The sequence below is a fragment of the Streptomyces sp. NBC_00016 genome (assembly GCF_045040885.1).
Lineage (GTDB): Bacteria > Actinomycetota > Actinomycetes > Streptomycetales > Streptomycetaceae > Streptomyces > Streptomyces coriariae.
This window is the reverse complement of sequence record NZ_CP108304.1, coordinates 2,163,876-2,180,357: the sequence shown is the minus strand read 5'-3', so window position 1 is coordinate 2,180,357 and position 16,482 is coordinate 2,163,876. Positions and strand designations below refer to the sequence as shown.

Annotated in this window: 9 protein-coding genes; 4 read left to right on the top strand and 5 right to left on the bottom strand. The window is 69.2% G+C overall.

Annotated features, from left to right (window positions below):
* Positions 1–37: 37 nt before the first annotated feature.
* Together OG933_RS09715 and OG933_RS09710 are read right to left on the bottom strand one after the other, a co-directional pair.
* Positions 38–2,716, bottom strand: coding sequence for a cellulose binding domain-containing protein (locus OG933_RS09715; protein WP_405626532.1), 2,679 nt, complete (start codon positions 2,714–2,716; stop codon positions 38–40).
* Between the two features lie 277 nt (positions 2,717–2,993).
* Positions 2,994–5,909: a glycoside hydrolase family 48 protein gene (locus tag OG933_RS09710; RefSeq protein WP_405626531.1), complete on the bottom strand. Its 2,916-nt coding sequence runs from the start codon at positions 5,907–5,909 to the stop codon at positions 2,994–2,996.
* Positions 5,910–6,174: 265 nt separating this feature from the next.
* On the opposite strand from OG933_RS09710, the gene OG933_RS09705 reads away from it, so the two are divergent.
* From OG933_RS09705 to OG933_RS09690, 4 genes are all read left to right on the top strand, one after another.
* Positions 6,175–7,686: a cellulase family glycosylhydrolase gene (locus OG933_RS09705; RefSeq protein ID WP_405626529.1), complete on the top strand. Its 1,512-nt coding sequence runs from the start codon at positions 6,175–6,177 to the stop codon at positions 7,684–7,686.
* 169 nt (positions 7,687–7,855) lie between these two features.
* Positions 7,856–9,580 carry a glycoside hydrolase family 6 protein gene (locus tag OG933_RS09700; protein WP_362522936.1) on the top strand — a complete coding sequence of 575 codons (1,725 nt, stop codon included), beginning with the start codon at positions 7,856–7,858 and terminating at the stop codon, positions 9,578–9,580.
* A 324-nt stretch (positions 9,581–9,904) separates the two neighbouring features.
* Positions 9,905–10,870, top strand: a complete 966-nt coding sequence (locus OG933_RS09695; protein ID WP_405626528.1) for a class I SAM-dependent methyltransferase — start codon at positions 9,905–9,907, stop codon at positions 10,868–10,870.
* A 163-nt stretch (positions 10,871–11,033) separates the two neighbouring features.
* Positions 11,034–11,753: an SDR family oxidoreductase gene (locus OG933_RS09690; protein WP_405626527.1), complete on the top strand. Its 720-nt coding sequence runs from the start codon at positions 11,034–11,036 to the stop codon at positions 11,751–11,753.
* Positions 11,754–11,820: 67 nt separating this feature from the next.
* Here the strand turns inward: OG933_RS09690 and OG933_RS09685 are convergent, their stop codons facing one another.
* The 3 genes from OG933_RS09685 to OG933_RS09675 form a co-directional block, all read right to left on the bottom strand.
* A complete protein-coding gene (locus OG933_RS09685; RefSeq protein ID WP_327185949.1) occupies positions 11,821–12,657 on the bottom strand; it encodes an aldo/keto reductase in 837 nt (278 codons plus the stop codon).
* Between the two features lie 169 nt (positions 12,658–12,826).
* Complete coding sequence (locus OG933_RS09680; protein WP_405626525.1) at positions 12,827–14,653, bottom strand: AMP-dependent synthetase/ligase; 1,827 nt, start codon at positions 14,651–14,653, stop codon at positions 12,827–12,829.
* Positions 14,654–14,940: 287 nt separating this feature from the next.
* Complete coding sequence (locus OG933_RS09675; RefSeq protein WP_362522927.1) at positions 14,941–16,440, bottom strand: MFS transporter; 1,500 nt, start codon at positions 16,438–16,440, stop codon at positions 14,941–14,943.
* Positions 16,441–16,482: the final 42 nt, after the last annotated feature.

The window sequence follows — 16,482 nt, the reverse complement described above, 5'->3', positions numbered from 1 at the left end:
TGCGCGTCCCGGTCCCCGGGGCGCGCACCCACGGTCGTCAGCTCACCGTGCAGCTCTGCTCACCCAGCCTGAACGCCGCCGGTTTCGTGTTCGATCCCGACCAGCTGCCCGTGAAGCCGAAGCTCACGGACGAACCGGCCGCCACGTTGGCGTTCCAGCTCACGTTCTTCGCCGTCACCGTCGAACCCGACTGCGTGTAGTCGGCGTTCCACAGTTGCGAGACGGTCTGGCCGTTGGGGAAAGCCCAGTTGAGGTTCCAGCCGGACCAGGCGCTCGTGCCCGTGTTGGCGAGCTTGACGTCCGCCTGGAAGCCCCCCGACCACTGGTTGGTGACGGTGTACGTCACCGCGCAGGCACCGGTCGGTGGGGGGTCGGTGGGATCTGTCGGGTCCGTGGGATCCGTACCCCCGTCCCCGCCGCCGGTGTCGGAGGTGTCGCCGTAGATGACACCCCGGCCGTTCGTCGAGACGTAGACCCGCCCGTACACCCGCGGGTCACCCGTGATCGCCGCTCCCGTCCAACCCCACTGGTGGACATCGTCGTTGATGCGGGTCCAGGTCACGCCCTTGTCCGTCGAGCGGAAGATGCCACGCACTCCGGCGATCTTCGCGCTGGTGTAGAGGGTCTGGTACGACGCGCCCGTCGCCGCCTTGCCGAACCCGATCGTGTCGGCCTGCTCGACACCCGACAGCTTGGTGAAGGTCGCGCCGGAGTCCGTGGAGTGCCACAGCCCGTACGCCCCGTCGCTCGCCCCGCCCGCCAGCCAGACATCGCCCTTCGTGCCCGGCAGCGCCTTGAATCGCACGCTGTCCCCACTGGGCAGACCGGTCGCCGCGGACCCGGTGAAGGTCGCGCCGCCGTCCGAACTCACGTAGAACTTGCCCGACTTGAAACCGTAGAAGGTCTTGGGGTCGACCCGGTCGGACTCGACGACCGCGTCGGCCGGGATCCCGCTCGACGCCTGCCACGAGGTGCCGAAACCGGTGGTGTACTGCACACCGGCGCCCGCCGGGCTCCACACGAAGCGGCTCCCGTCCGCCGCCGCGGCGACCGTTCCGCCACCGCTGACCCCCGAAGGGTCCGTCCCCGCGAACCAGTTGGCGCCGTTGTCCGTCGAGAACGCCACGTGCGGACCCGAGTCCAGGTTGCCTACGCGCACCACCGTGTTCGGGTTCGTCTCGGCGAAGTCCAGGCTCGTCGTCGACGTGAAGTTCGGGGAGGTGAACATCATCGACGGCACCTTCGTCAGGTCCGTGTGGCGGAAGCCGCCGATGTCGCCCAGCGCACTGAGCAGCGGAGCGCCGGACGGCGGAGACGCGATGTCCAGGACGGCCGTCTCCTCCAGCCCCTGCACCATCGGCTTGATGGTGAACTGGCCCCCGCTGTCCCAGTTGGCCAGGTTCTCCGTGCCGTAGAGCGTCGCCCCCGTGCCGTACATCATGCGGCTGGAGTTGAACGGGTCGATCTCCAACGCCTCGGACATCCAGCCGAGTTTGGGCGTCTGTTCCGGCGGCGACGGGTTGGCGCCCCAGGTCAGCCACGGCGACGACGAGACATCCATCGTGTACCGGTTCGCACGGTTGGGGTACGACGTGTAGTCCCATGCCTTCGTCCAGGTGCCCCCGCTGTCCGTCGAGCGGAAGATCTGGGTGTCCGGCCACCAGGAACTGTAGGCGGTGGCCATGACGGTGCCCGGCTTCTGCCGGTCGATCGTCAGTCCGCTGAAGCCGTAGTACGTGTCGGCCTCCGCCACCGGACTGATGTCCGTCCAGGTCCCGGTCGCCGTCGCGTACCTCCACAGCCGGCCCTTGCCGCCGTCGTACGGCCCGCCCTTGTCGCTGTATGCGATGTACAGATAGCCGTTGACGGTATCCAGTACACCCTTGTGTGCCAGGTATCCGGTCGGCTGCCCGGCCAGCCGTGTCCAGGTCGCGCCCGCGTCCGTCGACCGGTACACGGCGTTGTCCTTGTCCGCCACGCCGACGTAGATCGTCTTCGTCGCGCTGCCGGACGTCCCCGTGGACTCGTCGAAGGTGACCCAGACGATGCCCTGGTTGTCGGAGGCGTACCCGCTGGTGTCGGTCGGATCCTGCTGGTAGTTGCCGACATTGGGGAAGTTCGCCACCTGCGACCAGGTGACTCCCGAGTCCGTCGACCGCCACAGGCCCTTACCGCTCGGCGCGCCCAGGTACAGCACGCTGTTCCTGTTCGGGTCGACCGCCAGGCGCTCGCCCATGCCGCGGCCGGGCATGTTGCCGCCCAGCTTGTAGGGCAGGTCCGTCTTCTGCCAGCTCGCGCCCCGGTCGGCGGAGCGCAGCACGGCCCCGTTGCCCGGATCCCAGCTGTTGGTGTACGTGCCGACCGCCGCGTACACCTTGTTCGGGTCGACGGAGTCGGAGGCCAGGCTCACCACGCCGGTGTGCCCCCAGTCCGCCCAGCCGACCGAGTCCAGCAGCGGCGTCCAGGTCTTGCTCGACTCCTGCCAGCGGTACGCGCCGCCGATGTCGGTGCGGGCGTAGGCGAGGTTCTTCTCCTTGCGGTTGAAGACGATGCCCGGCACGAAGCCGCCGCCGTCGATCCGGGCGTTCTTCCAGGTGTACGACTCTGCGGCCAGCGTCGTCTGCGGGCTGCCGTCCGCGGCCAGTACGGGCGGACTGCCCGCGATCAGGCCGGCGGCGAGCGCCGACACGGCCATGAGGATGCCGGTTCTTCGCACGGTGGGGGTCCTTCCTCGCGAAGCCATGTGTGCGGGGGGATGGGGGACGTGCGACTGCCGGGCGGCCCCCTGCGCGGTGGGGGCCGCCCGGCCTGGGCCCCGCCGTCAGGTGGCGGGGCCACGTACGCGAAACCTCGAGCGACCGCGCCGACGGGCGGTGCCACCCCGCGCCCCCCGAGCCCCGAAGGGGCGGCCAGGGGGCGCCGGGAGCTGCGTGACCGGCCACATCCGGCCCGCAGACGAACACCGTCCGACCCGCGGAGCGCTCAGCGGGGGCCTATTCGAGAAGCTCCGCGTACGAGCCCATGGCCAGGGCGATGTCCGCCTGGGCCCAGAAGCGGTGGTACGTGAACACGGGCGCGGCTCCGCCCGCGAGATAGCTCTCGATCTTCGACCAGGCCGGGTCGTTCTTGTAGAAGGACCGCAGCGAGGCGAAGGTCGAGGAGGAGTTGATCGCGTCGCCGTTCGGCATCTTGCCGCTGAAGGTGCTCGGGACGTACACGCCGTCGTCGAAGCGGTTGTAGTCGGCGCGGGTCTCCGGCACCGCGATGCCGAGGGCGTCCTGGTTGTTGGCCCACATCCCGTCCAGGAGAGCCTTCGCGGTCGTCTTCGCCTTCGTGTCACCGGACTTGGCTGCGTAGTACGTCAGGGTCTTGGCGTACGCGGCGGCCACGCCGACGTCGTTGGTGTAGTCGGCGACGGTGACGTGAAGTCCCGTATTGGCTCCGGGACTTGATGCGTTCCAGGTGTCGGGCTGGCCCGACCACTGGAGCGTGGAGGGGATCAGGAAGCTGCCGTCCGGGTTGATCGTGGTCTTGGACAGCGCCCAGTCGACCCACTTGTCGAGGACCGCCTTGGCGCTCGCGTTCCCCGTCTGCTGGTAGTACTCGGCGACCCGCTCCATGGACCACGCCTGGAAGCCGAACCACTGGTTGGACGGGGGGTCGTGGTAGACGGGCTGCTGGTCGTAGTACATGCCGTAGAAGGTCGACGTGCCGGTCGGGGGAGTCGCGTAGCGGCCCGCCCAACTGTTCGTCGCCCCGCCCGCGATGGCGCCTTCGCTGGACTGCAACCAGCGGTAGAACTCCAGCTGCCGGGACAACGACTTCGCCCAGTCCGCCTGCCCCGTCGCCGACTTGGGCTTCAGGTCGGCGTAACTGCTGAGCGCGTAGGCGGCCAGCGGGTTCTGGTAGCCGCCGTGGGTGTGACTGGACCCGATGCGCCAGGCCCAGCCGGCGCTGGTGTCCGTGGCGCCGCCCCAGGCGTAGTACCAGGACATCAGGTAGTGCGAGGCGTCCTTGCCGGTGCCGGCCGCGCAGGCGGTCGGTCCGACGCAGTTGCCGATCTTCTTGAAGTACTTGTCGTACATGGAGTAGCGCAGGTAGTCGCCCATCTTCGCGGCCTTGCCGACGGTCGCGGAGACGTCACTGCCCTTGCCCTGTGCCTCGGCCCAGATGTCCGCCCAGTACGCGGCCTGCACGGCCCGCGCGTCGGCGTCCGGGGCGTTGGTGAACTTCCACTGCTTGGCGTAGGAGGCGTCGCCGGTGAACAGGTCCAGATACCCGTTCGTGCCGCCGTACTTGAAGGCGTCGCAGGTCGGCTGCGGCACCGTCTCCCACACCGACTCCTGCGAGCCGCGCTGGAAGGTGTTGATGTACGACGGGCCGGTGTCGGTCGGGCCGGCCTCGCACTTACCGGGCGCGTTGCCGTAGCCGTAGGTGTTGTCGACGTCCTGAAGCCAGTGCATACCATAGACGTCGTCCGTACCGTATGCAGTCTTCAGTTCACCGGCTATGGGATCCGATCCCACGGACACACCGGTGTCCAGCTTCGCCGGATACTCGTTCGGGGTGTCCAGCTCGGGTGCGTACGTCGCCGGCTTGGAGGCGTTGTAGAACGAGTTGGTCGGCTGGTCGGCGTGGGTGGGGATCATGTACTTCTCCATGATGTCCCAGGCGCCGTTGAACTTGGTCCAGTCGCCGGTGATCTTCCCGTACATCGCCTGCAGCCAGAGAAGGTAGCTGTAGGCCTCGGAGGTGGTCTCGTGCCCCTGGTCCGGGGCCTCGACGATCAGGGTCTCGACCGAGTGGTACGGGATCCCCTCGGGGGAGAAGTAACCGTTTGCCGGGTTGGTGATCTTGCCGTAGAGGTCGAGGAACCGGGCGTCGTACGCCTTGGTTCCGGCGATCTCGGTGGCCGTGACCGAGGCCTTCGCGTGCCCGGTGGCCGTCGACTCGAAGGTCGCGGCGCCCGTGCCCGAGGCGTTGGCCGTGATGGTCACGTTCTGGGCGGCGCTCCAGTTGGACGGCGTGAAGGTCAGGCTCGCGCCGCCCGTCACCGTCAGGCCGGTGTTACCGGTGGTGCGGGCGGTCGTGACGGTCACGTTGGCCGACGGCTGGGTCGACAGCTTCAGCGAGTAGGTGCCCGTCTTGCCCTGCTGGACGGCGAGTTGGTTGGTGGAGGCGACCACGGCCGGTCCCGAGGCGACCGTGATGCCGACCGGGGTCGACGAGGCCGAAGCGCCCAGGCTGTCGTACGCCTTGGCGACCAGGGAATGACTGCCCACGGACAACCCGGAGGCGGACAGCGTGTACGGCGAGCTCGTGTCCGTACCCAGCAGGGTCGTGTCGTCATAGAACTCGATCTTGCTGATGGTCGCGCTGTCGGCGGCCGCGGCGGTCGCCGCGAGCGGCACCGCGGCCCCCTGCGTGTAGACCGCGCCCGCGGTCGGGCTGGTCAGCACGGTGACCGGCGGCTGGTGCGCGCCGACACACGTGGTGCCGTTGACTGCGAAGCTCGCGGGAGCGGCGTTCGTCCCGCTGTAGGTGAACTGCCCGCCCGTGCTGACCGCGGCTCCGGCGGCGATCGTCCCGTTGTAGGAGGCGTTGTTCACCGTGATCTGCTGACCGGACTGCGACCAGCTGCCGTTCCAGCCGTTCGTCAGCTTCTGGTTGCCCGCGTAGGAGTACGTCAGGGCCCAGCCGCTGATCGGGTCGGTGCCGCGGTTGGTGAGGGTGAGGTCCGCGGTGAAGCCGGAACCCCAGTCATTGGTCTTGTAGTCCACGCTGCACTGAAGTGCGGCCGCCTGGGCGGGAGTTGTGCTCGTGCTCAGCATGGCGAGGGGAAGCGCGAGGGCCGCCAGAGCGGCGGTCCACAGGCGCCGCGCCCCGCGGCGTCTGCGTGAGGGATCCATGGTGCTGGTTCCTCCTTGCGGCTCGGAGAAGTGGGGGAGGAGCAACAAGCCTTGAACCAGTGGGAGCGCTCCCATAGTGGGGATGGGGGTGGGGGCGGTCAAGATGCTTGAAGAGTCGAAAAGATTCGACGAGGGACGTTGAGGGAAAGTCAGTGACGCCTCTGTTCTTTGCCGACACTTGGCGCTAGCTTCGAGACACCAGTGGGAGCGGTTCCATCAGTCGACGCGTCTGTTCACGACGCGCCTGAGCTGCAAGGAGTCGCTCATGCGACACCCCCCGCGTTCAGTACTTTTAGCCGTGGCCGGCACGGTCGCCCTCGTTGCGGGCGCCCTGTTACCGGTCGTCACGGCGCAGGGAGCCGTGCCCGCGTGCACGGTCGAGTACTCGGTCACCGGCCAGTGGGACGCCGGCTTCCAGGGCGCCGTGAAGATCACCAACAATGCGGCAGCCCTGAGCAGTTGGAACCTCACCTTCGACTTCGCGGACGGCCAGAAGGTCACCCAGGGCTGGAGCGCCAAGTGGTCCCAGTCCGGCACCACCGTCACCGCCGCGAACGAGAGCTGGAACGGCTCCCTGGGCACCGGCGCGAGCCTCAGCGCGGGCTTCATCGCCTCCACCTCGAAGTCGAACGCCGCACCGACGACGTTCAAGCTCAACGGCACGACCTGTAACGCCGACTCCGACCCGACCCCCACGCCCACCCCCACCCCCACCACACCACCCACCACACCACCCACGACGGATCCGCCGGACACCGGTGACGAGCCGCCCGCACTGCACGTCTCCGGAAACAAGCTCGTGGACGCCGGCGGAAACACCCGTCGTCTGCTCGGCGTGAACCGTTCCGGCGGCGAGTTCATGTGCGTACAGGGGCGCGGCATCTGGGACGGACCGGTCGACGACGCCTCCGTCAAGGCGATCGCCGACTGGAACGTCGACACCGTGCGCATCCCGCTCAACGAGGAGTGCTGGCTGGGCCTTTCGAACATCGGCTCCGCGTACGGCGGCACCAACTACGTCAACGCCGTCAAGGAGCTGGTGACCCGCGTCGAGGCGCACGGCATGACGCCGATCGTCGAACTGCACTGGAACTACGGTCAGTACACGGGCAATTCGGCCGGCTGCTCGGATGTGCACGCCAGCTGCCAGAAGCCGATGCCCGACATGCAGTACACCCCGTCGTTCTGGACCTCGGTGGCCAACACCTTCAAGAACGACCAGGCCGTCGTGTTCGACCTGTTCAACGAGCCCTACCCGGACCGCGCCACCTCCACGACCACCCAGGCGTGGCAGTGCTGGCGGGACGGCGGCACCTGTCCCGGCATCGGGTACGAGGTCGCCGGTATGCAGGATCTCGTCGACTCCGTACGGGCGACCGGCGCCAGGAACGTGATCCTGGCCGGCGGGCTCGCGTACTCCAACGACCTGAGCCAGTGGCTGACGTACAAACCCACCGACCCGACCGGCAATCTCGCCGCCGCGTATCACGTCTACAACTTCAACACCTGCGCGAACGAGAGCTGCTGGAACTCCACCCTCGCCCCCGTCGCGGCCCAAGTGCCGCTCGTGGCAGGGGAGATCGGGGAGAACACCTGCTCGCACGGTTTCGTCGATCAGGTCATGAAGTGGTTCGACGACCGTGGCCTTTCGTACCTGGGCTGGACCTGGAACACCTGGGACTGCTCCACCGGTCCGTCCCTGATCTCCGGCTACGACGGGACGCCCACGGCGTACGGGGCCGGCCTGCGCGACCATCTGCGCGCACTCGACGGATAGGCGCCACCGGACCGATCAGACGGACCGATCAGTCGGACCGATCAAGCCGGGCCGATCAAGCCGGGCCGATCAAGCCGGGCCGAATCAGGTCTGTTCGAACGCGATCGACGGCCGATCAGAACCACCGAAGAAACGGACACCACCCGCAACCGAGAAGGAACCCGCACTCATGAGCCGTAGCAGAACAGCGGTACTCGCCGCGCTGGCGCTGGTCGCCGGCGCCTCCGGGACGGCGCTCGCCGTCGTCCCCGGCGATCCGGGCATCGCCGCCATCCCGTGCAGCGTCGACTACAAAGTGCAGAACGACTGGGGCAGCGGCTTCACCGCCGCCGTCACCGTCACCAACAACTCCGCCGCGAAGTCGAGTTGGTCGGTGAAGTGGGCGTACGCCGGCACCCAGAAGGTCACCAACGGGTGGAACGCGAAGATCACCCAGGCCGGTACGGCGGTCACCGCCAACAACGAGACCTACAACGGGACGCTGGCGACGGGCGGTTCGGTCAGCTTCGGATTCCAGGGCACCTACAGCGGCACCAACGCGATCCCGACCACGTTCACCCTCGACGGCGTGACCTGCAACGTCGACAGCGGTACCGGGACCCCGACGGACCCCGGCACCCCGACGGACCCCGGCACCCCGTCCACCAAGGTCGACAACCCCTACGTCGGCGCCAAGGTGTACGTGAACCCCGAATGGTCGGCGAAGGCCGCCGCCGAGACGGGCGGCAGCCGCATCTCCAGCCAGCCGACCGGCGTCTGGCTCGACCGTATCGCCGCCATCAACGGAGTGAACGGCGGCATGGGGCTGCGCGCCCACCTCGACGCGGCTCTCGCCCAGAAGGGCAGCGGTGAGGAAGTCGTCCAGCTGGTCGTCTACGACCTTCCCGGACGTGACTGCGCCGCCCTCGCCTCCAACGGCGAACTCGGCCCGACGGAGATCGACAAGTACAAGACGCAGTTCATCGACCCGATCGCGACGATCCTCGCCGACAGCAAGTACGCCGGCCTGCGGATCGTCACCACCATCGAGATCGACTCGCTGCCCAACCTCGTCACCAACACCGGCAGCCGGCCCACCGCCACCGCGGCCTGCGACACCATGAAGGCCAACGGCAACTATGTGAAGGGCGTCGGCTACGCGCTGGACAAGCTCGGCGCGATCCCCAACGTCTACAACTACATCGACGCCGGTCACCACGGCTGGCTCGGCTGGGACGACAACTTCGCCCCCTCCGCCCAGCTCTTCTACCAGGCGGCCACCGCCGAGGGTGCGACCGTCGACGACGTACACGGCTTCATCACCAACACGGCGAACTACAGCGCCCTGAAGGAGAACAACTACACCATCAACGACTCCGTGGCCGGCAAGTCGGTCCGTGAGTCCAAGTGGGTGGACTGGAACCGGTACGTCGACGAGCAGTCGTACGCCCAGGCGTTCCGGAACCAGCTGGTCACCGCCGGCTTCCGGTCGAACATCGGCATGCTGATCGACACCTCCCGCAACGGCTGGGGCGGCACCGCCCGGCCCACCGGACCGGGCGCCACGACCAGCGTCGACACCTACGTCGACGGCGGCCGCTACGACCGTCGTATCCACATCGGCAACTGGTGCAACCAGTCGGGCGCCGGCCTCGGCGAGCGTCCGCAGGCGGCTCCGGCCGCCGGGATCGACGCGTATGTGTGGATGAAGCCGCCGGGCGAGTCCGACGGCTCCAGCTCCGCCATCCCGAACGACGAGGGCAAGGGCTTCGACCGGATGTGCGACCCGACGTACACGGGCAACCCGCGCAACGGCAACAACCTGTCGGGTGCCCTGGCGAACGCGCCGCTGTCCGGACACTGGTTCTCGGCCCAGTTCCAGCAGTTGATGCAGAACGCGTACCCGCCGCTGTAGGTCCGTGGCCGATACGCGAGTCGCTCCGCACGACAGTGCACGACAGTGCGGTGGGACGACATCGAGGTGAGACGACGGTGAGGTGAGTCGACGGTGATCCGTCGGGGTCGGGGGGACAGCCCTCCCGGGCCGACCGGCCCCGGCGGTCGCGAACTCCACCGGTGAGCAGTTCCTGTCCGGTCGCTCCAGCTCGTCGGGAGCGGCCGGACAGGCGCGATCCGGTTTGCCGTCGGCATCACGCCTTTTGCCGCACCGGCAACAAAGGTGGCCCCGGACCGGTGCGTCGGCGCACGCTGACGGCACACCGGACGAGAGGCTGACACCATGGCGCACCACCCACACGAGCCCCGCGGCGACCGGCACACCCCGCACCAGGGCCACGCCCCTGGTGCTACGCACGGTGAAGGGCAGGGCCACAGTCACGGCCACGGCCACGGCCAGGACACCGACATCGACTGGGCCGAGATGGCACCGCATCTCGAAGCGCAGGCCGAACTCTTCACGCCCCTGTACGAGCGGGCCCTGTCCTGGCTCGGGAGGGAGGTGACCGAGCCGGGGCTGATCGTGGACGTGGGCAGCGGCCCCGGGGTCGTCTCCTGTCTGTTCGCCGAGACGTTCTCCGGTGCGCGGGTCACGGCGGTGGACGGTTCCGCGCCGCTGCTGGAGCGGGCGCGGCAGCGAGCCGACCGGCTCGGGTACGGCGACCGTTTCGATACCTTGACCGGTGAACTTCCCGATGTGCTTGCCGAGTTGGACTACCCGGCCGATCTGCTGTGGGCCGGTCGCAGTCTGCACCACCTGGGCGACCAGCGCGCCGCTCTGGCCGCCTTCGCGGAGCGCCTCGCGCCCGGCGGCACGCTGGCGATCATGGAGGGCGGTCTGCCGACCCGGTTCCTGCCGCGGGACCTCGGTCTCGGGCGACCCGGCCTGGAGGCACGGCTCGACGCGCTGCAGGAGGAGTGGTTCGCCCGGATGCGGGCCGACCTGCCCGGCTGCGTCGAGGAGGCCGAGGACTGGGCGACGCTGCTCGGCGCGGCCGGTCTGAAGCACGCCCGCAGCCGCAGCTTCCTGCTCGACCTGCCCGCGCCCGCCTCCGGCCGGGCCCGCGCCTATGTCGCCGCGTCCCTGTCGCGGCTGCGGGACGTCTTCGGTGACACCCTGGGCTCCGATGACCGCGCCGTGCTGGACCGGTTGCTCGACCCGCAGGACGAGGCGGGTGTGCACCGCAGGGCGGACGTGTTCGTGCTCGCCGCGCATACCGTGCACACGGCGGTGAAGCCGGTCCAGTAGACGGCCCGAGTGCCAAGTCGGTCTGGCAGGGCTTGACTTGGAGAGCGCTCCAAGTGATGGACTGCGTGCCGCGCAACGGACGTCGAGCAACGAGCGGCCACCGACACGGTGCAGCCGACGTACGCAGCCAGGACGCGCAGCCGACGCAAATGGGGGGCACACCATGAGCAACGTCTCGGACACTTCGGATTCTCCGGTCGCACTGATCACCGGCGGCGGCAGCGGCATCGGCGCCGCCGTCGCACGGCAGCTGCTGGACGCCGGGTACCGGGTCACGGTCACCGGGCGCGGCGAGGAGCGGCTGCGCGCCTTCGCCGCGGAACTCGGTGAGCCGAAGGGGCTGCTGACGGTGGCCGGGAATGCCGCGGACTACGACTGTGTACAGTCGGCGGTCGACCGTACGCTCGATGCATACGGGCGACTGGATACAGTCGTCGCGAACGCGGGGACCGCCACCCACGACTCGGTCGCCGAGGGTGACCCGGCCGGATGGACCGACATGGTCCTGACGAACGTACTCGGACCCGCGCTCCTCATCCGCGCGTCGATCGACGCGCTGAAGGAGACCCGGGGACGGATCGTGCTGATCGGGAGTGTCGCCGGCTTCGTGCCCACCCCGGGCAACATCTACGGGGCGACGAAGTGGGCGGTGACCGGCCTCGCGGAGAACACCCGCCGCCAGGTCACCGAGTGGGGGGTCGGCGTGACGCTGATCGCGCCCGGCCGGGTGGAGACCCCCTTCTGGGACAGCTATGGCAGCCTGCCGCCCGGGCAACTGCTGACCGCCGACCAGATCGCCGACTCCGTCGTGTGGGCCATCGGGCAGCCGGCGGGCGTCGACATCAACACCGTCGTCGTACGGCCGATCGGCCAGCCCAACTGACCGGCCTGCCGACACGTCGAGGGCGCCCCCCGGATCGGGGGGCGCCCTCGACGCATGCGGGGAAACCTCAGCCGACGTCGAACGTCGCCGGGTCCGGACCGATGCGCCGGTCCTCGTTGAGGGCGCTGATCGCCGCCAGGTCCTCGGTGTCCAGGCTGAAGTCGAACACGTCGATGTTCTCCTTGATCCGCGACGGCGTCACGGACTTCGGGATCACGACGTTGCCGAGCTGGAGGTGCCAGCGCAGCACGACCTGTGCCGGGGTGCGGTTGTGCTTCTGGGCGATGGCCACGACCGCCGGGACCTCGAGGAGGCCCTTGCCCTGGCCGAGCGGGGACCACGCCTCGGTGGCGATGCCCTGCTCCGCGTGGAACTCGCGCGAGGCGTGCTGCTGCAGGTGCGGGTGCAGCTCGATCTGGTTGACGGCCGGGATGACCGACGTCTCGCCGATCAGCCGCTCCAGATGCGCCGGCAGGAAGTTGGACACGCCGATGGCACGTACCCGGCCGTCCGCGAGGAGCTTCTCGAACGCCTTGTACGTGTCCACGTAACCGTCGCGGGAGGGCAGCGGCCAGTGGATGAGGTACAGGTCCAGGTAGTCCAGGCCGAGCTTCTCCAGCGAGGTGTCGAACGCGCGGAGCGTCGAGTCGTACCCCTGGTCGCTGTTCCAGAGCTTGGTGGTGACGAAGATGTCGTTGCGGGGCACGCCGGAGGAGGTGATGGCCTTGCCGGTGCCCTCCTCGTTGCCGTAGATCGCCGCTGTGTCGATGCTGCGGTACCCGGCCTCCAGCGCGGTGGAGACCGCCTGCTCCGCCTCGTCGTCCGGCACCTGCCAGACACCGAAGCCCAGCTGGGGCATCTCCACGCCGTTGTTGAGGATGATCGGGGGGACCTTGCTGCTCACGAGCTCTTGATCCTTCGGTTGTCCGTCAAATTGGTACTCCCATCGTCAACGAGCACGGCGAGTGATGCATTCCTGACCCCCGAATTCGTCTCGGGAGCCGGTTCGGCAGCCTGCCTCGCCCGTTTTCGGGAGCCGGTCGGAAACGTGTTTCACGCCGCCGCCGGAAACCTTACGAGCGGTACAGCGCGTCGACCTCGTTCGCGTAAGCGTTTTCGATGGCTTTGCGCTTCAGCTTCAGCGACGGGGTGAGCAGCCCGTGCTCCTCCGTGAAGGGCTGGGCGAGGATGCGGAAGGTGCGGATCGACTCGGCCTTCGAGACCAGCGTGTTGGCCGCCACGACGGATCGGCGCACCTCCGCCTCCAGATCCGGGTCGCTCACCAGCTCGACCGGGGTCAGCTGTGGTTTGTTGCGCATCTGAAGCCAGTGCTCGACGGCCTCCTGGTCGAGGGTGACCAGAGCGGCCACGAACGGCCGGTCGTTGCCGACGACGATGCACTGGTTGACCAGCGGATGATCACGCACCCGCTCCTCCAGCAGCCCCGGCGAGACGCTCTTGCCGCCGGAGGTCACCAGGATCTCCTTCTTGCGGCCGGTAATGGTGAGGTAACCGTCTTCGTCGAGTGATCCCAGGTCACCGGTGGCCAGCCAGCCGTCGTGCAGGGTCTCGTCGGTGGCCTTGGGGTTGTTGAGATACCCCTGGAACACGTTTCCGCCGCGCAGCCAGATCTCGCCGTCGTCCGCGATGTGCACGGTCATGCCGGGGATCGCCTGGCCGACGGTGCCGTATCTGGTGCGTCCGGGCGGGTTGGCGGTCGCGGCCGCCGTCGTCTCGGTCAGGCCGTAGCCCTCGTAGATCTGCACGCCCGCGCCGGCGAAGAACAGGCCGAGCTTGCGGTCCATGGCCGAGCCGCCGGACATGGCGTGCCGCACCCGGCCGCCCATCGCCGCGCGCACCTTGGAGTAGACGAGCTTGTCGAACAGCTGGTGCTGCATCCGCAGCCCCGCCGAGGGGCCGGGACCGATGCCCCAGGCCTTCGCCTCGACCGCCTCGGCGTAGTTCACGGCCACGTCGACGGCCTTCGCGAACGGCCCCGCCTTGCCTTCCCGCTCCGCCTTGCGGCGGGCCGCGTTGAACACCTTCTCGAAGATGTACGGCACGGCCAGGAAGAACGAAGGTCTGAAAGCGGCCAGGTCGGGGAGCAGGGCGGCCGCGTGCAGCTGGGGCTGGTGGCCGAAACGGACCTTGCCGCGGATCGCGGCGATCTGCACCATCCGCCCGAAGACGTGCGCGAGCGGCAGAAACAGCAGGGTCGCCGCCTCGTCGCCCTTCTTCGAGTGGAACACCGGCTCCCAGCGTTCGATGACGGTGTCCGCCTCGAACATGAAGTTGCCGTGCGAGATGACACAGCCCTTGGGCCGGCCGGTCGTGCCCGAGGTGTAGATGATCGTCGCGGTCGAGTCGGGGGTAACCGCTTCCCGGTGCCGGTGCACCACGTCGTCCTCGATGGCGGCGCCGGCGTCGTACAGCTCCTGCACGCAGCCCGAGTCGAGCTGCCACAGCTGCCGCAGCCGGGGGAGACGGTCGATGACGGTGGCGATCGTCATCGCGTGGTCCTCGTGCTCGACGATCGCGGCCGTGCACTCGGCGTCGTAGAGCATCCAGAAACACTGCTCGGCCGAGGAGGTCGAGTAGACCGGCACCACCTGGGCGCCGATCGTCCACAGGGCGAAGTCGAAGAGCGTCCACTCGTAGCGGGTGCGGGACATGATCGCGACACGGTCGCCGAAGCGGATGCCCTGCGCGAGGAGCCCCTTGGCCAGGGCGAGGACCTCGTCGCGGAACTCACCGGCGGTCACGTCCCGCCACTCGCCCCCCTCGTCCTTGCGGCCGAGAGCGACGTAGTGCGGGTCCTCCTGGGCGTGCCGGAACACGACGTCGGCCAGACCGCCCACCGGCGGTGCCAACGCCAACGGAGGGTTGGTGAACTCGCGCAAACCCGCACCCCGCTTCTCATGGCCGCACAGCGCCGTGAAAGCTACCCCACCCGACGGCGGGAGGGGAGGGGGGCGGAAAACGAGTGATGCTCTCGTCTGCGCTGGTCAGTGCCGGAAAATGGGCTCACATGGGGAAGGGTCGGACAGAAAACTGACGGAAGAGTAAGTTTCGGCACCGTAATCTCCACCGAATCTGCCCGTACCGCTTACTCTGCCCGCCCCTTCCCGCCGCGGTCACGGCCCGCGCCACCCCACCCCCGTTGTCGAGACCACGGGCGGGGGCTCCGTCACGGCCGGGGGGCCGCCCCCTCCTTCGACGGCGCGGTCGCATCCGCCTGCGCCGTGCCGGCCACGGCCGCGCGCGGTGTCCTGACCAGGACGAGGACGAGTGCCGCGGCCACCAGGCCCGCGCAGCCCGCCGTCACCAGCGCCGCGTCGAGCCCGGAGGCGAACGCCGACCGCAGGGTGTGCTCGGAGAACGTGCCCCGCAGCGCGCCGGCGCCACCGCCCGCGAGCGCGTGGGAAGCGTCGTGCGGGAGGGTGTCGGTCATCCGGGAGGTCACCACGGTGCCGAATACCGCGACCCCGAGCGCGTACCCGAGCTGCCGTACGGTGTTCACGGCTCCGCCCGCCATCCCGGCCCGCGCCGGTTCCACCGCGGCCAGCGCGGCCCCGGCGACGGTAGGCGCGACGAAACCGGTTCCTATGCCCACCAGCACGAACCCGGGCACCAGGGCCGTCCAGTCCGAACCGGCGCCGAGCACGGCCTGGCAGAAACAGCCCGCGCCGATCAGCAGGAGCCCGCCACCGATGGTCAGCCGGGCAGAAACGCCGTGGAACCGCTTACCCACCACGACCGCCGTGACCATCGCCGCCACCGTCATCGGGAGCAGCGTGAGTCCACCGCGCACCGGGCTCATCCCCAGCAGCGTCTGCATCCAGATGGACAGGTACGGCGTCACGCCGAACGCCACGCCGTTGAAGGCGAGCGCGCCCACCATCACCCCCACGAACGCGGGCCGGCGCAGCAGCGACAGGTCGAGCAGTGGATGCGCCGCCCGCCGCTCCGCCAGCACGAAGCACACCAGCGCGAGCGCGGCGAGCCCGAACGAGGTGAGCGTCGCCGACGCCGTCCAGCCGTCCTCGCCGGCCCGTACGACGGCGTACGCCGTCCCGCCCGCGAAGACCGCGAAGGTCGCCGTGCCCGCCCAGTCCACCCGCATCCCGCGCGGCCCCCTGGACTCCGGCACCGCCTTCAGCGTCAGCCACACCGCGACCACGCTCACCGGCAGGTTCACGTAGAAGATCCATCGCCAGCCGGGCCCCTCGGCGAGCAGCCCGCCCAGCACCGGCCCGACCGCCGCGGCCGCGCCGCTCACCGCGCCCCACACTCCGAGCGCGGCCGACCGCTGCCGGCCCTGGTAGACCGAGCCGAGCAGCGGCAACGTCGTCGCCAGCATCGCGGCCGCCCCCACCCCCTGGAGGGCCCGAGCGGCGACGAGGGTGTCCGGCCCGCTCGCCAGCCCGCACAGCAGCGACGCCGTCGCGAACACCACCACCCCGACCACGTGCACCCGGCGGCGCCCCAGGATGTCGGCGGTGGCCCCGGCCCCCAGCAGCAGCGCGGCCAGCGCCAGCGCGTACCCGTCGACGACCCACTGCAGATCACTCAGCGACGCGTGCAACGCCCGCGCCATGTCCGGCAGTGCCACGATCACGATCGTCACGTCCAGCAACAACATGAACGTGCCCAGGCACACCGCTGTCAGCGGCCCCCAAGTGCGCATGTCCCACTCCTCGATATGTCTTCTGCGATGGATGCGAAGCGC

Excerpts from the sequence above, each read along its gene's own strand:
- OG933_RS09710 (WP_405626531.1), bottom strand. The coding sequence starts at position 5,909 with ATGGATCCCTCACGCAGACGCCGCGGGGCGCGGCGCCTGTGGACCGCC.
- OG933_RS09705 (WP_405626529.1), top strand. The coding sequence starts at position 6,175 with ATGCGACACCCCCCGCGTTCAGTACTTTTAGCCGTGGCCGGCACGGTC.
- OG933_RS09700 (WP_362522936.1), top strand. The coding sequence starts at position 7,856 with ATGAGCCGTAGCAGAACAGCGGTACTCGCCGCGCTGGCGCTGGTCGCC.
- OG933_RS09695 (WP_405626528.1), top strand. The coding sequence starts at position 9,905 with ATGGCGCACCACCCACACGAGCCCCGCGGCGACCGGCACACCCCGCAC.
- OG933_RS09690 (WP_405626527.1), top strand. The coding sequence starts at position 11,034 with ATGAGCAACGTCTCGGACACTTCGGATTCTCCGGTCGCACTGATCACC.
- OG933_RS09675 (WP_362522927.1), bottom strand. The coding sequence starts at position 16,440 with ATGCGCACTTGGGGGCCGCTGACAGCGGTGTGCCTGGGCACGTTCATG.